Annotated in this window: 12 protein-coding genes; 8 read left to right on the forward strand and 4 right to left on the reverse strand. The window is 56.2% G+C overall.

From position 1 onward, the window contains the following. Nucleotides 1-43: 43 nt before the first annotated feature. Together AC1EKE_RS04545 and AC1EKE_RS04550 are read right to left on the reverse strand one after the other, a co-directional pair. Complete coding sequence (locus AC1EKE_RS04545; protein ID WP_480308421.1) at nt 44-1,330, reverse strand: DUF2851 family protein; 1,287 nt, start codon at nt 1,328-1,330, stop codon at nt 44-46. 6 nt (nt 1,331-1,336) lie between these two features. Beyond that, the gene (locus AC1EKE_RS04550) at nt 1,337-5,146 is read right to left on the reverse strand and encodes a TIM-barrel domain-containing protein (protein ID WP_480308423.1); all 3,810 of its coding nucleotides are present in this window, start codon (nt 5,144-5,146) and stop codon (nt 1,337-1,339) included. Nucleotides 5,147-5,352: 206 nt separating this feature from the next. On the opposite strand from AC1EKE_RS04550, the gene AC1EKE_RS04555 reads away from it, so the two are divergent. From AC1EKE_RS04555 to asnS, 8 genes are all read left to right on the forward strand, one after another. After that, nucleotides 5,353-7,071 carry a LysM peptidoglycan-binding domain-containing protein gene (locus AC1EKE_RS04555; RefSeq protein WP_480308425.1) on the forward strand — a complete coding sequence of 573 codons (1,719 nt, stop codon included), beginning with the start codon at nt 5,353-5,355 and terminating at the stop codon, nt 7,069-7,071. 2 nt (nt 7,072-7,073) lie between these two features. Further along, nucleotides 7,074-7,748 carry a porin family protein gene (locus AC1EKE_RS04560; protein ID WP_480308427.1) on the forward strand — a complete coding sequence of 225 codons (675 nt, stop codon included), beginning with the start codon at nt 7,074-7,076 and terminating at the stop codon, nt 7,746-7,748. Between the two features lie 18 nt (nt 7,749-7,766). After that, a complete protein-coding gene (locus AC1EKE_RS04565; protein WP_480308429.1) occupies nt 7,767-8,591 on the forward strand; it encodes an ABC transporter substrate-binding protein in 825 nt (274 codons plus the stop codon). A 6-nt stretch (nt 8,592-8,597) separates the two neighbouring features. Next, a complete protein-coding gene (locus AC1EKE_RS04570) occupies nt 8,598-9,602 on the forward strand; it encodes a FecCD family ABC transporter permease (protein WP_480308431.1) in 1,005 nt (334 codons plus the stop codon). Beyond that, entirely contained in the window at nt 9,599-10,384 is a 786-nt protein-coding gene (locus tag AC1EKE_RS04575; RefSeq protein ID WP_480308432.1) for an ABC transporter ATP-binding protein, read from the forward strand. The genes AC1EKE_RS04570 and AC1EKE_RS04575 overlap by 4 nt, the downstream gene beginning before the upstream one ends. Nucleotides 10,385-10,727: 343 nt before the next feature. Continuing rightward, nucleotides 10,728-12,077: an adenylosuccinate lyase gene (gene purB / locus AC1EKE_RS04580; protein ID WP_480308433.1), complete on the forward strand. Its 1,350-nt coding sequence runs from the start codon at nt 10,728-10,730 to the stop codon at nt 12,075-12,077. 103 nt (nt 12,078-12,180) lie between these two features. Next, on the forward strand, nt 12,181-13,671 hold the full coding sequence (locus tag AC1EKE_RS04585) for a pseudouridine synthase (RefSeq protein ID WP_296164490.1): 1,491 nt from the start codon (nt 12,181-12,183) through the stop codon (nt 13,669-13,671). A gap of 17 nt (nt 13,672-13,688) precedes the next feature. Continuing rightward, nucleotides 13,689-15,089, forward strand: coding sequence for an asparagine--tRNA ligase (asnS, locus tag AC1EKE_RS04590; RefSeq protein ID WP_480308434.1), 1,401 nt, complete (start codon nt 13,689-13,691; stop codon nt 15,087-15,089). Nucleotides 15,090-15,156: 67 nt separating this feature from the next. Here the strand turns inward: asnS and AC1EKE_RS04595 are convergent, their stop codons facing one another. Beyond that, nucleotides 15,157-16,911 carry a DUF4091 domain-containing protein gene (locus tag AC1EKE_RS04595; protein ID WP_480308435.1) on the reverse strand — a complete coding sequence of 585 codons (1,755 nt, stop codon included), beginning with the start codon at nt 16,909-16,911 and terminating at the stop codon, nt 15,157-15,159. A gap of 251 nt (nt 16,912-17,162) precedes the next feature. Further along, on the reverse strand, nt 17,163-17,357 hold a 195-nt coding region (locus AC1EKE_RS04600), incomplete at its 5' end, for a transposase (RefSeq protein ID WP_480308436.1).

Genomic DNA, 17,357 nt, shown 5'->3' on the forward strand with positions numbered 1-17,357 from the left:
CGACCCTACTGCAGATGCGGTGGGGTCGCTTTGCTTGTCAGACCTATGTAGATCGACCGCTCTGTGGCAGTGTGCGAAGCAGCTCGAAGAGCCGGACCGCCATCGGGCAACTGAGGCAGTGGTAGGGGATGCAGTGGTTGGTGTAGAGCTCCAGCATACACTGGGTATCGAGGGCGTTGGTCGCCGTGATGCCATACCGGCTGAAGAGATCGATGTAGCTATTTCGCTCGGGAGGGAGCTCCCGCAGCCGGTCGAGTGCGGCCTCCTTGCCCGCGTGTGAGCCGCTCCACTCCGCATAGTAATAGACGGTGGGGATGATGGCGTTGATCATCAAGATCCGGATCAGACTGTCGCCTATTGCTCCTATCCGGCGAGATGACGGCTGACCGAAGTCGAGGTGAGACTGCCAGTAGGGTGAGGGCTCCACCCGTAGCAGGTGATCCAGCATCTCCCAGTCTCTCGTGGTGACAGCCCCCATCAGCTCATCCTCGTGGTGGAAGATCTGAGCCGCTACGGATAGCATCCGTGCGGGGTAGGCGGCAGGGCGTAGCCTTAGCTTGCGAAACTTTCCTTCCCCGATCGGTGTGAGGTCAAAGGCAGAGCGGTAGAAGAGATACTCCTCGGTCAGCTGTGCCTCGTACTCATCTCGGGGAGCTGTGGTCTGGAGAAGTCCCGCCTGTCCGAGCAGTATCGCCTCCAAGGCCGTAGGGTCGGAGGCGTGGCGCTTAAGGGCTCTGTAGGGGATGCTTCGGGCGGTCTCCTCCATAGGGTCATTGTTGCGGTGACAGCCGAGGTAGCGCATAATAGAGCGGAAGAGGAAGGCATTGACCCCGCCCTCATGGACCGGACCTGCTGCCATTCGCTCCACCCTATTGTGCATCCGCTCATGGATGAGTGGTCGGAAGCAACTCCTGATCTCATCGATGCTGATCTCGGTGATCTCAGGTGTGCAGCGGAGGGAGCGCCCACTCACCTGTAGCTCTGTCATCCGGTCTACCGACTCCTTGCTGAGGCGCAGCACCCCACAAGGCACTCTCTCGCCTCTCTGGTCGTATACCTCTCTGTCGTCCTCTAGGACGATGTGGAGTATGAGATCGGAGTAGCGTGGGTCGGTGTCGTGCCCGTGGGCGTACCAGTCAGATGCACGCAGGTGCAGCTCTACGCTACCTACCCATAGGATCTTCCCTAAGCGAATACGTGCCATGGTGAAGTCGGGCCCATCGGAGCTGTTTTGCACACCGACACTCTCCACCTCGACCTGCTGACTCCGCACGGTGAGGTCATCGAAGAGCCGGTTGCTCCAGCAGTATTGCAGTATATCCTCAGTCACTCCTATTTATTTTGTGAGTGGATCGATGATATTGAGGTTTCGGTCCACCAGCAGTCCGTCCACGGCCTCTGGTGTCCAGCTGCCGGACTTCAGTGCGCGGAAGGTGATCTCAAAGAGCTCGCTGTCCTCGAGGAGGAAGTTGTTTCCCCTATTGACGAAGGTGGGAAGGAGCTCCTTAGATCCATCACTGTGAAGTCGGTCGTAAGAGAGATTGACCAGATCCTTCATACCGATGAGCCGCATGCCGACATACCGGACAAGGGTCGCATCGTAGGGCAAGGCAAGGCTAAGGGCATTGACCTGCTTCAGATCGCTTCCAGTGACAAGGATCTTGATCTCCTCACCCTCGGTAAAAGTGGTCCGGTCTGTTGAGAGGGTCACTCGTCCGCTCACCACCTTGCTTGACGGGTAGACCCCACCGTCGAGCACCGTCCCCACGGTGGAGATGTCGTAGGCGTCGATCAGACCATTTTTATTGATGTCCCCGATCGAGATGTAGCCAAAGTCGGCATCCTTTGTCCTCAGACCTACATAGTTCGTATAGGAGGTAAAGTCGTTCTCGTCTATCCTTCCATCGCGATTGATGTCGCCCTGTAGTCTCAGGGTACTTCCCGGCACTTTGTAGACGTACAGCTCCTGCCCGGAGCCATACTTCCCGACGCCCTCGGTGACATAGAGGCGGAGATAGCGCGCCTCCGGCTTTTCAACGAAAGTAAAGGTCTTCATCGACCCATCCCGACTCCAGTCGAAGGGCTGCTCGTCAGACCAGCTCTTCCGATCCTCAGAGTAGGCGATGGTCCCCTTGAGGAGTGTGCCATTGCCGGCATCGGGTCGTGGGAAGTACTCTATGGAGTCAAGCCGGGCGACCCCTCTGAGATCAAGGATGAGGTCAAAGGGGGTCGCCTCCTTGCTCCACTCGGTATGCCAAGTGGTGGACTTGTCTCTGTCGAAGAGCTTGGATACGCTCTGACCGGACTGATTGGGGACGGAGGTGGTGGCGACGATGTCCTTGATCGCATTCTCGTACGGGTCCTTGGCTGTCCGGAGGGTGAGCAGGGACCAGTCTGATGCACCGTCGCTATTAACTGCTCTCAGTCGCAGGGTATAGTCTGTCTCCGGCTCCAGCTCATCAAGGGTGAAGTGCTCGCCAAGGATCGTCGAGTAAAGCACCGACCCAAGCTCTATCTCATAGAAGTCTGCCCCCTCCACTGCACTCCAGTGAGGGGTCAGGGAATAGGCATCGACCACACTCTCCCCTGGTGACAGCTTGGGTGCCTGAAGTCGACCCGTATGGCGGTAAAAGTGGTTTGGCAGGTTGAGTGTATAGCCCTCGACGGCTATCCGAATCGGCTCCGAGGTGGTATTGACCTTATCCAACTTGATCAGCACTACAGGATTGCCCTTGACGCTAAGCTGAGATGCATCGGAACCTTCGGTGCTGTAACGATTGATCTCCGGTGACGCATCGTAGAGGAATACCCCTCCCTTGGCTTTCTCGTAACCCTCTCGATCTGTCACCTCTCGCAGGAGTACCAGTCGACCGCTCACGGAGACAGATATAGCAGAGGGCTTCTGAGAGACGCTCAGCCTGATCTCTGTCGTCTTGAGGGGCTCGAAGCCCTTGTAACCTCCCTTCGTACAGTCAATGTCAAAGGTGAGCCGATCCCCGCTCATCTTGAGAGTCAGGGGCGTGCGGACGGAGGCTCCCTCCGTATAGGCTACCGTGCGCCCATCGTCATCGTATTCAGAGAAAGAGCCGTCCGCTCCTCCATAGAGCGCATAGCCCCGGAAGTCCTTAGGTATCTCGCTTATCTGATTGAATGGGCGGGTGTATGGGAGTATGGCACCGGCCTTGACGAAGACTGGGAGCTTCCAAAGCGGAGCGTCGAAGCAATTGATCACCCGTCCGCCCTCGTAAGGCTCGCCTGTGAAGAGGTCATACCAGAGACCGACCGGCAGGTAGATGCCGTGCCTGAGATCATTCCCTTCCTTGTCGGGAGCTGTCTCCTTATATATAGGAGCTATGAGGAGGCTCGGCCCGAGGAGGAACTGATACTTCGTTGCACTCCCGAGGGTATAGGGTGATGCTTCCTCGTAAAACATCGGACGCATCAGCGGAGTCCCATCCAGCGTCTCATACGCACAGCTATACATATACGGCAGGAGGGCAGACTTGAGCTTCAGGTAAGATCGGTTGATCGAGGTGGCCGGCTCCCCCAGTGCCATAGGGTACTTAGGGTTGGTCCCCCAGCCGTCCATATTGAGCTGAATGGGCGTGAAAGTCTTCCACTGAAAGTCTCGGACGTTCACCTGGAGGTTGCCTCCGCCAAAGATTCCGTCCATATCGGAGCTGATGAAGGGCATCCCCGAGAGACCGCTGCCGATGTAGGTCGGTATGTGGAAGCGTATGTACTCCCAGTCGCCACCGGTCTGATCACCCGACCAGACCGTGCCGTAGCGCTGTGTCCCTGCCCATCCGTCCAGGGTGATGATGAATGGGCGAGCTCCACTGCCCTCACGGGTCATGATCTCAGCGGCATCGGCAATCCCATTAAGACCAAAGGAATAGCCTGCTCCGACCCACGCCACGTCGGTCTTGAGTACCCTCACGCCTGCAGTCCCTACCTCTTTATTAAGGTCCCTCTGCAGTAGAGGCTCTATGCCCTCGACCGGATGGAGGTCGCTCTGAGTCCAGAGTCCGATCTCTACACCATGCTTGTGAGCGTATGCGCCATACTGTCTGAGGTTCTCAATGTTTCCGTCCAGTGAGTCTTCCTGCCCATAGCCGGCTCCATAGCCATCGTTGGGCAGAACCCATCCGAGCGGCATATCGTTCCGGGCGTAGCGGTCGATCACCGCACGGGCGGAGAAGAGGTAGTTGTCCCGCTCCCCATTGAGCGACTCCTTGATGCCGCCATTATCCTTCTGGCTCTCGACGTAGTGCTTCCCATCCTCCATGAGGATCCCCTTACCCGGCTCTGTGGTCTCCAGCCAGAAGTCGCGGTTGTAGGCATTGAGGTGACCCTCGAGGTAGCCAAACTTTGGCACTAGTGCCGGTCTCCCTGTCAGGGAGTAGTAGTCCGAGATAAGCTTATCAGGCGTGTCGCTCACCATCAAGAAGAAGTCTAGGTAGTCCTGGCTGTGCTGTAGGGCAACCTGATCCTTGGTCTCCTCACCAAAGTCGTACCTCCCGGGGCGGAAGGTGTACGCCAGGATCCCATAGCCGGCTGTACTCCAGTAGAAAGGGGTAGGGGAAGCTACTCCTCCATCAACCCAGTTATTGGTGTTCTCAATGGCAATAGACTGTCCACGATGAGAGAAGCGACCATTCTGCACGCCTCCCCCATAGAAGTACTCGCTCTCCCCCATGGAGAGGAAGAGTGTGCTTGACGCGTCCTTGAAAATCGGAGCTCTCGACTCCCTGACAACACTCTTGCCACTTCGCAGATCGGTCACGCTCATAAGACCGGTCTTCAGCCCCGTGGTGATAGAGACCGCATCGGTGGAGACCACCGGATTGCCCGATCGGTCTGTGCCAATGGAGATCCGGAAGGGAGTGGCACTCCTCGGGTGACTGACCATTATCGCTGCCGGTGGTTCCGAGAGAGGCTCCTGAAGCAATCTGCCCTTGGGGTCCTGATAGATCCTGACGATATGATCGCTGTAGAAGTCCAGCACCCTCGCCTGCCCATTATCCATCGTTATAGTGATCGCTGATGGGCCTGTCGGCTCGCATCGTGTGACCGTCTGAGCCAAAGAGGTAAGGCTCAGGATGAGAGCGAGTGAAGCTAAGATCAGTCGTGAAGAACGTCTCATGGTTTAGCTATTGAATTTGGTATCGAAGTAAAAGAACCCCTGCGGGATCTATATACAAAGGTACCATTATTCGCCTGTGTCCTCTCGCTTCGGACTAATACCGGGAATAGAATTGTGGCAGAAAGGGGGCAATTCATTACCTTTGTGCCATCACCGAAGAGTGGCGCCTGTGCGCCGTACACCTATCTCATAGTATTGTATCCAAGATGAAGCGAAGTATTGAGGGAAGCCGAGTGCGACAGACCATCCTATGGATGTGCCTGGTACTGCTCGTCTCTGTCAGTGGGTCGGCGCAGACGACGACTCGTGTCCACGTGGTCCGGTCTGGCGAGACCCTATATCGGATAGGTAAGCAGTATGGCGTCTCCGTGGCTGATCTCTATAGGCTCAATCCCTCTGCTCGTCAGGGCATACGTGTCGGAGAGCAGTTGGTGCTACCTGCAGGCGTATCCACGGCTGCTTCGTCGGAAGAGGAATTTTATGCGATCAAGAAAGGGGACACCCTCTACAGCATAGCACGCCGTACAGGCACCACGGTGAGGGAGCTGATGGCTCTCAATACGTTCCTCAAGTCTCCCGACGACATTGCAGTAGGCATGATCATCAAGCTGCCTGCCTACTCTACGACATCCCCTTCGTCACCTGATGCCAAACGTGTCGTGCCGGCCGCTGCGGACAGCCTCAATGGTATCCGACTAGAGACAGTCTCCGGAGGGGCTACCGTTTACTCGCTCGTCAAGGGTACCGCCTGGAGTGAGGAGGACTTCTACAAATATAATCCTCAGGTGCTGGAGCGTGGGCTGAGAGCCGGGGAGTCGGTATTCCTGCCGGATGGCAGTATCCCGAATAATCTGGCTGCTAGGAGTGTCGTTGCCACTCGCCCGACCACCGGGTCAGGGACAATGGATGTGGTGCTGGCTCTCCCCTTCAGACTTGATAGGGAGAGACGCTTTGCGGACTACTACGAGGGGTTCCTTATGAGCGTGCTGGAGGCCAAGCGGGAGGGACGGGACATCAACCTGTATGTCTACAGTTGCGATGATGTGGAGCTGCCGTCCACCAAGGTGGCGATCAGCAACCTCCCCGACGTCGACCTGATCATCGGTGGCGTCTCGGTCTCCTCGATCCGCCAGCTGAGTGAGCTGGCTCGCTACAAGCAGGCTGCTTATGTGATCCCCTTCTCATCCAAGGACGTAGCCTCATCGCTCTCCGGTCGTATCTACCAGGTCAATACCCCGGCGGCTCTGCTGTATGATCAGGCTGCGGAGCGCTTTATGCAGACCTATGGCTCGTACCATGTGCTCTTTGTCCGTCCTGTATCGGGCGAGGAGGAGAGTCCTTTCGTGCTAGCGCTCCAGAATAGACTGCGCCTTGCCGGCTCCTCCTACTCGGAGTGTGCCTCGTCAGACTTTATGAGCGGTGAGGATGTGTCGCGGCAGAGCTTAGGTCACCTGAGGGTAGTCGTGGTGCCGACCACCTCGTCTCTCTCTGCAGCACGGCAGGTGCTGAGTGCCATCGATGCCGCACAGGATGACCTCGGGGATAGCTCTGTGGTCACTGCCTTTGGCTATCCAGAGTGGCAGACCTATGCCTCCTCACTTGGGAGACAGATGTACCGAGCTGAGGCAACCTTCTTTACCACCTTTTTCATCTATCCGAGAGACCATGCCTACCAGCGTTTCTCGGCGGACTATATGAAGTGGTTTGGTCATGGTACCGGTAATACCTTCCCTCGATACTCGGCCCTCGGCTACGATACGGGGAGCTATTTCCTGAGGAAAAATGAGGCGTCGGACACGGCTTACAAGGGTGTGCAGTCACTGCTTGACTTTGGCAAGAGTGTACCGATGAATAGCGGGACAAGGAGTAATCAAGGGGTCTTCCTCGTCCGGTATAATAAGGACAATAGCGTGTCGCGCTTCTGATGATGAAAAAGCTAGCACTCTCTCTGCTGCTGATTCTCCTGACCCTATCTCCTCTGAGGCTTGGGGCGGAGAGATGGGGAAGGCTGCTCATCGGTCCGACCGGTGGGGTCAGCTTCTCCACCGTCACTTTTCGTCCCATCGTCCAGCAGAAACCCTATCTCGGCTTCAGTGGTGGGGTGGCACTGAGGTATGATGTGGAGAGCTATGCCGGTGTGCTGGTGGAGCTGAATTACTGGCAGCGTGGCTGGACGGAGGCTCCGGAGGACTATCCGCAGTATACCTATAAGCGTAACCTCTCCTTTGTGCATGTGCCGATCATGACCCACTTTATGATCGGTGGAGCCAGTAGTCCCCTTAAGCTTACCATTGATGCGGGTTCCCACTTCGGGTACAAGCTGGGAGAGAGTGAGGAGGAGCAGGTGGGGGAAGGTTTTGACCCCACCACGATGCGCCATGTCTATCGGGAGCATCACGGGCATGAGCTGGATCACAACTTCTGGTGGGGTGTCGGTGGTGGCATCGGTGCGGAGTACCAAATGCGTCGCTTTGTGATCGGGCTGAGGGGTGGCTATATCTATAATCTGGGGGAACTCTTTGACAATAGTCGGACCTCGCTTTTCGGGACCTCTTCTGAGCAGGTGATTGATGTGCGCACGTACGTCCTATATCGTTTCTGATCTAGATAATTTTTAGCCATGAGACGATTCCTCTCTCTCTTAGTCTGCCTCTTTGTCGGGTGCTATGCTCTGATGGCATCTACCCCGAGGCGAATTGTTTCCCTTGCTCCCTCTCTTACCCGGTCCCTCTACTACCTCGATGCGGCAGACAGGATCGTCGGGTGCACCAGCTACTGTATGGCAGCGGGGCGCAAGGGGGTGACCGTGATTGCGAGTGCGGTCAAGACCAGCCCTGAGGCCATCGTGGCGCTGAAGCCGGACCTGATCCTCGCCACCTCGCTGACACGTCAGAGTGACATTGAGACCCTTCGGAAACTGGGGCTCGAGGTGGTCACTTACCGCACCGGGACCACACTGGCTGAGATCTGCGATCAATTCGTCGACCTCGGTAGGAGGATTGGCAAGGAGGCTGAGGCGAAGAGGCTTGCTGAGGCCTCTCTCGTAGTGGCGCAGGATCTCAGGCAACGTATGATCACTCAGGGACTCACGGGACGGACAGTGCTGATGCAGCTCGGGGATGATCCCCTCTATGGTGTGACGGGGGGAAACTATATGGGAGAGATGATCACCCAGCTCGGGTGCATCAATATATGCGAGGACCTTAGTCATGGGACGCTCAGCAGGGAGTATGTGCTGCGGAGTGATCCCGACTACATCTTCGTCGTAGGGATGGGGGAGGATCGACAGCCGATGATCAAGGGGTGGCAGTCCTACCCGGATCTAAAGGCAGCTCGGCAGGGACATCTCTATGAGTTGGAGGCTAACGAGGCCTCGCAGCCTACCCCGATTACCTATGTCCTTACTCTGCGAAAGATGGCTCACGACCTGGGTCTGAAAGAGTAGATGACTATGAATAGGTGGGCCAAGTGGGCTGCTCTGCTCCTCGGACTTCTGGTCCTGTCGCTCATCACCGCTGTCCTCTCCCTCACCGTGGGAGAGATGCCGATCCGTCTCGGTGACCTACCTACCATTATGCGCGGGGACTCCATTGAGTACCGTGTCCTCCGCTACATAAGACTACCTCGTATGGTCCTTGCCCTCTCTGTGGGAGGATCCCTTAGTCTTGCAGGGTGTCTCCTGCAAGGGGTCTTCCGTAATCCTCTTGTAGAGCCATATACCATGGGTCTCTCGGGTGGGGCATCCCTGGGGGTGGCTATCTGCATCGTCTTCGGAGTCTCTTCCCTACAGTATATCTGGCTTCCGCTCAGTGGGTTTATCGGTTCGCTTGTCGTGATGGGCGTGATCTACACGCTCAGTCTGCGACGTCGGACGGTCGAGGTGCAGCGGATGCTCCTTGTCGGTGTGATGATCAGCTTTGTCACCTCATCAGCGGTCCTCTTTATAGAGGCTGTGGCACATCCCGAGGATCTTCAGAAAATCATCCTCTGGTCGATGGGCTCCCTGACGCAGTCCGATACCGGTATGGTGATCGGTATGGCGACTCTCTCACTCTTGCTCTTGGTGACCTCCTGCCTCTTTGCCACACCGATGAATGCCATGCGACTGGGGCTGAGGGGTGCGGGACACTTGGGCTTGGACACCCACCGCACAGTCCGATGGCTCTTTGTCATCTCCTCCTTTGCCACCGGGTGCTCCATCGCTGTAGCGGGAGTGATAGGCTTTGTCGGTCTTGTGATCCCACATGTGGTCCGACTCACGATAGGCAATGACTATAGGGTCGTGATCCCTGCCTCTTTTCTCTTAGGCGGTCTCTTCCTCCTGCTCTGTGACCTGGTTGCGCGGACGATCATCGCTCCTAACGAGCTCCCCATTGGGGTCATCACCGGGATCCTCGGCGGGCTGCTTTTCATCCTCCTCTTGACACGCCCACGCAGTCGTAAGCCCCTGCTATGAGTCTCCTCTCGATCCGTCATCTGTCCTCGGGATACGCCGGAGGTTTCACGATAAGAGATGTCTCTCTCGAGGTGGAGCGGGGTGCTGTGGTTGGCATCATCGGCCCCAATGGCTCGGGAAAGTCAACCCTCCTTGCGTCAGTCATGGGAGACCTCTCTCCGATGAGTGGCCGGATCTCCCTCGGCGAGACGGACCTTAGGTTGCTGAGCCGGAGGGAGCGCGCCTGCGCCGTCTCTGTCGTCTCTCAGATGATCGATCCCATAGCGATCACGCTGAGGGATTACGTGGCTATGGGGCGCCTACCGCATCATCCGCCGCTCTACTACTTTGAGAGCACTGCCGATCAGGAGGTGGTGGAGCGGTCTATCCGAATGGTCGGCATGGAGTCACTGGCTCACCGATATATGACGGAGCTGTCGGGCGGTGAGCAGCAAATGGGAGCCATTGCGCAGGCGCTCTGCGTGGAGCCTCAGTTGCTGCTCCTCGATGAGGCCACGGCACACCTTGACATCACACATACCGTGCGGGTGCTTAGTCTGGTCCGCTCGCTCGCAAAGGACCAGGCTCGTCCTCTGACAATCCTCGCCGTCCTCCACGACCTCACCATGGCCTCAGAGTACTGCGACTACCTTGTCCTGATGAGGGAAGGGCAGGTCTACGCTCAGGGGAGCCCAGAGGAAGTGCTGACAGAGGAGCATATAGGGGAGGTCTATAGGATGCCGGTTACTATCACGGCTCATCCTATCTCCGGTCGACCGATGGTGCTACCGCGGATGGCTTAGCTCCGCAGAGGTGTGTACTACCTCAGGTCTTAATCCAAGGACCAGCAACAGACCTATAAATATTCAATACTCTGCCGTCACTCTAATACCGGTAAAAGGGAAGACTAATACCGATATTAGAGAAGTCTAATACCGGTAAAAGAATTATTCCTGAAGCAGGGGCTTTCTGTCCCGAGGCTATCGAGCTCGGTGCTAAGTACGTCAGTCGAGATGCTTATGGCGGGGGTAGATCACTCGCTTATCCTTTTGGTCCCTATCCGGTCCTATTACGTCAGTACCGGGATTAAGATTGAGAAACGGCAAAAATGGGTATATTTGGAGAACCAAAATCATTAACAATCTTATGACGCTGAATCCACTGACAGCCATCTCACCTATTGATGGTCGCTATCGCAACAAAGTAGAGGACCTGAGTGACTACTTCTCTGAGGCCGCCCTCATCAGATACCGCATCCGTATAGAGGTAGAGTATCTGATATGTCTCTCTGAGGTACTTCCCCAGCTCGAGAAGATCCGCAATGACGAGGACCGTCGTCGACTGAGAGCTCTCTACGAAGACTTTTCGCTCCGGGACGCTGAGCGCGTGAAGGAGATCGAGAGGACGACCAACCACGACGTGAAGGCCATAGAGTATTTCATCAAGGAGCAGATAAGCGATGATGAGTTTGGTCCTGTGCTCGAGTTTGTCCACTTTGGTCTCACTTCGCAGGACATCAATAACAGCGCTCAGCCACTGGCCCTCAAGGAGGCACTCCACGAACAGTGGCGTCCTCGGTTGGATAAGGTGCTGTCTGAGATCAATCAACGTGCAGAGGCATGGGCAGACATACCTATGCTGGCACGCACTCATGGTCAGCCCGCCTCTCCTACCACGCTCGGTAAGGAGATGAGGGTCTATGGTTATCGTCTCGAGAGACAGCTAGCGCTACTTGACCTCGTCCCGCAGACGATAAAGTTTGGTGGTGCCACCGGCAATATGAATGCTCATCATGTCGCTTTCCCCGAGAATGACTGGCGTAGCTTCGCCAATCGCTTTGCTCACCACTTGGGTATGGGGCTGGAGGAGTATACGACTCAGATCTCTAATTATGATAACCTTGCGGCACTCTTGGATGGTCTCAAGCGGATCTCGACGATCCTTATAGACTTCTGCCGGGACATATGGATGTATGTCTCTATGGAGTACTTCAAGCAGAAGATCAAGGAGGGTGAGGTGGGCTCCTCCGCTATGCCCCACAAGGTCAATCCCATTGACTTTGAGAATGCTGAGGGCAATCTCGGTATAGCGGTGGCCTACCTGGAGCATCTGGCGCACAAGCTCCCGATCTCCCGCCTGCAGAGGGATCTCACCGACTCCACGGTGATGCGTAACCTCGGTATGCCTGTGGCTCATATGATGATTGCTTTCTCCTCCATCCTTAAGGGGCTTGATAAGCTGATCCTCCACGAGGAGACCATACTTGGAGACCTAGATGATGCCCTACCGGTCGTGGCGGAGGCGCTGCAGACGATCCTGCGTAGAGAGGGCTACCCCAAGCCCTACGAGGCGCTGAAGAAGCTTACCCGTACCAATGAGAAACTTACCCGAGAGCATCTGGAGGACTTCATTGACCACCTAGACGTGAGCCCGGAGGTGAAGGAGGAGATGAAGAGGATCACACCGCGGAATTACACCGGCGTGTATAGTAAGTGACCAATTCTTCGTACCTTTACACCGTTAAATATTAGCTATTTACAATACATGCAGCCGTGAGGCTGCGTCACCCTCCCGTGAGGGAGATACAGATAAGTCTAAAATGAATAAAGACGATTACATGGACAAGGGGCCTCTCTACGATGATGACCCTGCTGATCGTCCTGAGAGACGCTCCTCGGCAACGGATAGCGACTATACCGGTCGCCCACGGTCTCAGTACCGCAGCAGACGAGCCGACTCGGATGATGACCAATCGGTGGGCATAAGGCGCCGCCGTCGCATCCGTGATATGCGTCCCGATGAGGGACCTACCGCTACGACCGACTACAGAAGGGAGAGAGGTGGTATCTCCGAGAGCTACGACTCCTACAGGCACCGTAGTAGCTTCTCTCGTCAAGATAGGATGCCTGATCGTACGGATCGCCAGGATAGTGAGCCGGATACCGACTACAGAGCGAGGTACAAGCAGAGGTTTGAGAGCAATCGCAGGCTCTATGGTCAGTCCTATGCCGATGATCGTGAGTCAGACGAAGGCTCTTTCCACATCTCTACCGATGACCAAGATGAGAGACGCCCGAGTAGAGGACGCTCCTCCTACCGGTCCTATGGTGATGATCAGGGACAGCGACGCCCCCAGGGCAGTCGTCCCTATCGTCGTGACCAAGGGGATAGACCCTCATATGGGCAGAGACCTCGCCGATCTTATAATGACCAGGATGGAGAGCATCGTGGAGGGCGTCGCCCGAATGGTGCACGGGACAATCGCTCTCGAGGCGGTAGCTCCCCCCGTCAGTATGGTGGTCGTCAGGGAGGAAATATGGGTAAGCGTAAGCCGGCCCGCCCTACTTACGATCAGCCTGAGATAAGTACGGATGAGCCAATCCGGCTCAATAAGTTTATCGCCAACTCCGGTGTCTGCTCTCGCCGTGAGGCGGATGATCTCATCGCTGCCGGTGCCGTGTTAGTCAATGGCACTCCAGTCACCACCCTTGGTACCAAGGTGACGATCAATGACCGCGTCGAGGTCAATCGTCAGGAGGTGAAGCCGGAGAGCAAGGTCTATGTCCTGCTCAATAAGCCGCGCAACTGCGTCACCACATCAGATGATCCGCAGGAGCGGATGACGGTCGTCAATCTTGTGCGTTCAGCTGCAAAGGAGCGTATCTACCCGGTGGGGAGACTTGACCGAAATACGACCGGTGTACTCCTCCTCACCAACGATGGTGAGCTGGCTGCAAAGCTGGTCCATCCATCCTTTGAGAAGAAGAAGATCTACCACGCTTGGCTCGATAAGGAGGTCTCTCCCGAGGATATGCAGAAGCTGGCAGATGGGATAGAGCTTGAGGACGGTGAGATGCACGCCGATGCGATCAGCTACGTCACCGATGAGGATCACACTCAGGTGGGTATTGAGATCCACTCCGGTCGTAACCGCATCGTGCGTCGACTCTTCGAGGCACTGGGATACCGGGTGGTCAAGCTGGATCGGGTCTACTTTGCCGGTCTGACTAAGAAGAATCTCGGTCGCGGCAAGTGGCGCTACCTGACACAGGAAGAGGTGGATAACCTCAAGATGGGAGCATTTGAGTAAGCAGATAAGAAAACCTTATGAAAAGAGTAAAGATAGTCGACCTCGTCAAGGATCCTAAGTACATCGGTCAGGAGGTCAATGTCAAGGGGTGGGTCCGCACGAAGAGAGGCAGTAAGTATGTCGCATTTATCGCTATGAATGACGGCTCCTCTGTGCACAACCTCCAGATCGTTGCCGACAAGAGCAAGATCAATGAGGAGCTGCTCAAGAAGATCACTACAGGTGCCTGTCTCTCTGTAGACGGCAAGCTGGTAGAGAGTCAGGGTAAGGGGCAGACCGTAGAGGTACAGGCTGATGCCATCGAGATCTACGGCACGGCAGACCCCGATACATACCCATTGCAGAAGAAGGAGCACACCTTTGAGTTTCTGCGAGAGGTGGCTCACCTCCGTCCGAGGACCAATACCTTTGGTGCGGTCTTTCGCATCCGCCACAATATGGCTTATGCGATCCACAAGTACTTCCATGACAAGGGATTCGTCTACTTCCATACTCCGCTGATCACCGCCTCTGATGCGGAGGGAGCGGGGCAGATGTTCCAGGTGACGACTCTGGATGTAGCCAATCCTCCCCGCACCGAGGAGGGTGCCGTAGACTACAGCCAGGACTTCTTCGGTCAGGAGACCAATCTCACCGTCTCCGGTCAGCTGGAGGGTGAGCTTGCTGCTATGGGTCTAGGCGAGATCTACACCTTTGGTCCGACGTTCCGCGCAGAGGACTCTAATACTCCTCGCCACCTGGCAGAGTTTTGGATGATCGAGCCGGAGATGGCCTTCTACGACAATAACGACAATATGGACTTGGCGGAGGACTTCGTCAAGTACCTCATCCACTGGGCTCTGACGGAGTGTGCAGACGATGTGCAGTTCCTCAACGACACTTATGATGACACCCTCATTGAGCGGCTCCAGTTTGTCGACAATCAGCGCTTTGCTCGCATCACCTACACCGAGGGTGTGGAGGTGCTGGAGCAGGCGATCAAGGATGGGGTCAAATTTGAGTTCCCCGTCTACTGGGGCTGTGACTTAGCTGCCGAGCATGAGCGCTACCTTGTAGAGAAGCACTACAAGAAGCCTGTGATGGTCACCGACTACCCTAAGGAGATCAAGGCTTTCTACATGAAGCAAAATGAGGATGGCAAGACCGTCCGTGGTATGGATGTGCTCTTCCCCCGTATTGGCGAGATCATGGGCGGATCCGAGCGTGAGGCAGACCTCGCTAAGCTGACCAAGCGCTGTGAGGAGGTCGGGATCCCGCTGGAGGCGATGAATTGGTACCTTGACACGCGCCGCTTCGGAGCCTGCCCCCACAGTGGATTTGGTTTGGGCTTTGAGCGCTTGGTGCTCTTCGTCACAGGGATGTCCAATATCAGGGACGTCATCCCCTTCCCCCGCACCCCTAAGAATGCCAATTTCTAATCGCTGATAAGCAAAAACCTCCGAGCCTTACGGTTCGGAGGTTTTTTTATGCTCAGAAAGGAGCTGCTCAGAGCGTCTCTATGATCTCTCTCGCCTCATTGATGATCCGGTCGGAGGTGTAGGAGGGGCTGAGCTTACTCTCATCAAAGAGCGAGAGCGCCTCATCGATCTTGGCGAGCGCCTGCCGGTCACCAGCGTACTGATGCCTCAGGGCTCTGATCTTGTCAAAAGCCTGGATCCCCCTCCTCAGCCGCTCGAAGCGGATCGAAGAGCGTACACCGGGGTAGACTAAGTAGGTGTCACCGGCAGCCCAGTTGCTGTATCGGCTGTCGAGAAGAGGCTGCTCCACCCAGCTATTGTACGCCCAGCGGAGGTAGCCGTCCAGCCCCTCGCGTGCGGCATACCATCCATACCACTCTCCGTCAGCAGCAGCGCTGAAGGTAAAGGTATTGGGTCGTGGCTCAGCACAGCAGGTGTAGAATGTGGTGATCTTCCCCTCGCTACGTCGCTTCGCCTTGAGCTCCTCAGAGTACTTGGCAGCCAGCCCCACGCAGTAGTAGTCGAGGTGATCTGACAGCTCCTCGTGTAGCGCCCCGGCCATATGCACCTTCAGCTCCGGGTCCGCCTCCTGGATCAGGCGAAAGCACTCCTCCATCACCTCGGGAGACCGCTCATCCATAGCTATATAGGTCCGGTCGATCCACCTCTTTGCCCGCAGGTGCTGCGCAAAGGAGCGTAGCATGGCAGACCAGAGCTCCGTGTAAGGCTCACTTCCCGGCTCAGCCTTGAGGTACTTGTACTCGCCACTCACTTCATCAAAGTAGCGGAAGGAGAGCTCCCATGGGACCATAGAGAAGCAGGTGATCGCCCTGTCGATCCCGAGACCCATCATGAAGCTGACCCACTCGTCGAAGTGTGTGTAGTCGAAGTGCCACTTGCCGTCCCTCCCGAGCCGCCAGTCGACCATGGAGTCAAAGGGATCGTGCGTCTGACCATTCCAGGGCTTGTATATGATTGATGCGGTGATCACCTTGCCCCCTGCGTCCCGGTACATCTCCATATAGGGGCGCATGATGCTGAAGTGCTCTTCGGACCAAGGAGTCACCCCATAGTACCTTGCTATGGCGTAGGGATTTTGCCACAGGTCAAGGAAGAAGTCACTCTTCTCGGGCAGTGCTCTCTCGTCCACCACCACCGACAGGGGCAGGGTCGCCAGCGTCCGAACACCATTACGTACCGTGACCGTTGCCCGATAGCTTCCCGCTCTTGCATCCCTCGGGATGTCTATGGAGAACCAGATAGGACGCGTCGTGCAGGGGGTGAGATCCAGTGAGCGGGCAAGGTGGTCGATCCCGTCTGCTACCAGTGTGGAGTCGAAGAGGGAGTGATCCGGTCGCTCACCACATCCTCCGAGTCCATCCTTATTGAGCTCATCCGTGAGCACATAGCGGACAAAGCCGGACCCCGACTCGCCCTGAGGTGAGGGGATGACTGCGCCGTCACAGCTACGAAGCTCTGAGATCTCGTAGCTGAGTGCGGTGAGAGGGGTGGAGCTGCTCACTATCGCCTGGGCGTAGACGCGCTCGCCTCGCCATCCGCTCAGCCGAAGCTCTTTACTCGTCAGCCCCTCGGCCGGTCGCTCCTTGGGGTATCGGATGTCGATGCTTCCCCAGCCGATGACCGGGGCGCTCAGCGACTCCCAGAGGGACCGGTCTGTCGGTGTGGGATTGGGTAGCTCCTGATAGCTCTCCACGGGATACTGACCATATGCGGTCGCGAGGGATAGCAGTCCTGCCAGGAGAGCGGTTATTCTCTTTCTCATCGTTTCTTGGTCTGTGGATTGGTTTTTACTCAGAGACAAAGTTCGCTAAATTGTTTCTAATGGGTACTTCCACTCTCAGCACACCTGCCATCCGGGACAGTCTCTTGTAGGGGAGACTCCGGTCCCGTAGCGATGAAACTATAGTCCCGTAGGGATGAAACTCCAGTCCCGTAGGGATGACAGGCTAATTCGCATTTTGATGTGCTGGGAGGGGGAGGAAAATAGAGATTACCTTTGTTGAGGAGAGGGATTCAGGAGAAGTGGAGGGCGACTCGGTAGAGAAAGAAGTCGGTGTTTCTAGCACCATAGTTGACGCTGATAAAGCGCTGGAGATTTTGGTTGAGAGCCTCCGCCTTGGCGTTGCTCTCCCTGCGGTAGAAGTACCTCAGAATGGGGGTGGAGTTTGACCGGAGGAAGTTGGCGATGTTGCGTATCTCCTCCACCTT

Source organism: Porphyromonas sp. C0041D3 (assembly GCF_056590575.1).

Coding starts and splice junctions, on each gene's coding strand:
- AC1EKE_RS04550 (WP_480308423.1), bottom strand. CDS start 5,146: ATGAGACGTTCTTCACGACTGATCTTAGCTTCACTCGCTCTCATCCTG.
- AC1EKE_RS04555 (WP_480308425.1), top strand. CDS start 5,353: ATGAAGCGAAGTATTGAGGGAAGCCGAGTGCGACAGACCATCCTATGG.
- AC1EKE_RS04560 (WP_480308427.1), top strand. CDS start 7,074: ATGAAAAAGCTAGCACTCTCTCTGCTGCTGATTCTCCTGACCCTATCT.
- AC1EKE_RS04565 (WP_480308429.1), top strand. CDS start 7,767: ATGAGACGATTCCTCTCTCTCTTAGTCTGCCTCTTTGTCGGGTGCTAT.
- AC1EKE_RS04570 (WP_480308431.1), top strand. CDS start 8,598: ATGAATAGGTGGGCCAAGTGGGCTGCTCTGCTCCTCGGACTTCTGGTC.
- AC1EKE_RS04575 (WP_480308432.1), top strand. CDS start 9,599: ATGAGTCTCCTCTCGATCCGTCATCTGTCCTCGGGATACGCCGGAGGT.
- purB (WP_480308433.1), top strand. CDS start 10,728: ATGACGCTGAATCCACTGACAGCCATCTCACCTATTGATGGTCGCTAT.
- AC1EKE_RS04585 (WP_296164490.1), top strand. CDS start 12,181: ATGAATAAAGACGATTACATGGACAAGGGGCCTCTCTACGATGATGAC.
- asnS (WP_480308434.1), top strand. CDS start 13,689: ATGAAAAGAGTAAAGATAGTCGACCTCGTCAAGGATCCTAAGTACATC.
- AC1EKE_RS04595 (WP_480308435.1), bottom strand. CDS start 16,911: ATGAGAAAGAGAATAACCGCTCTCCTGGCAGGACTGCTATCCCTCGCG.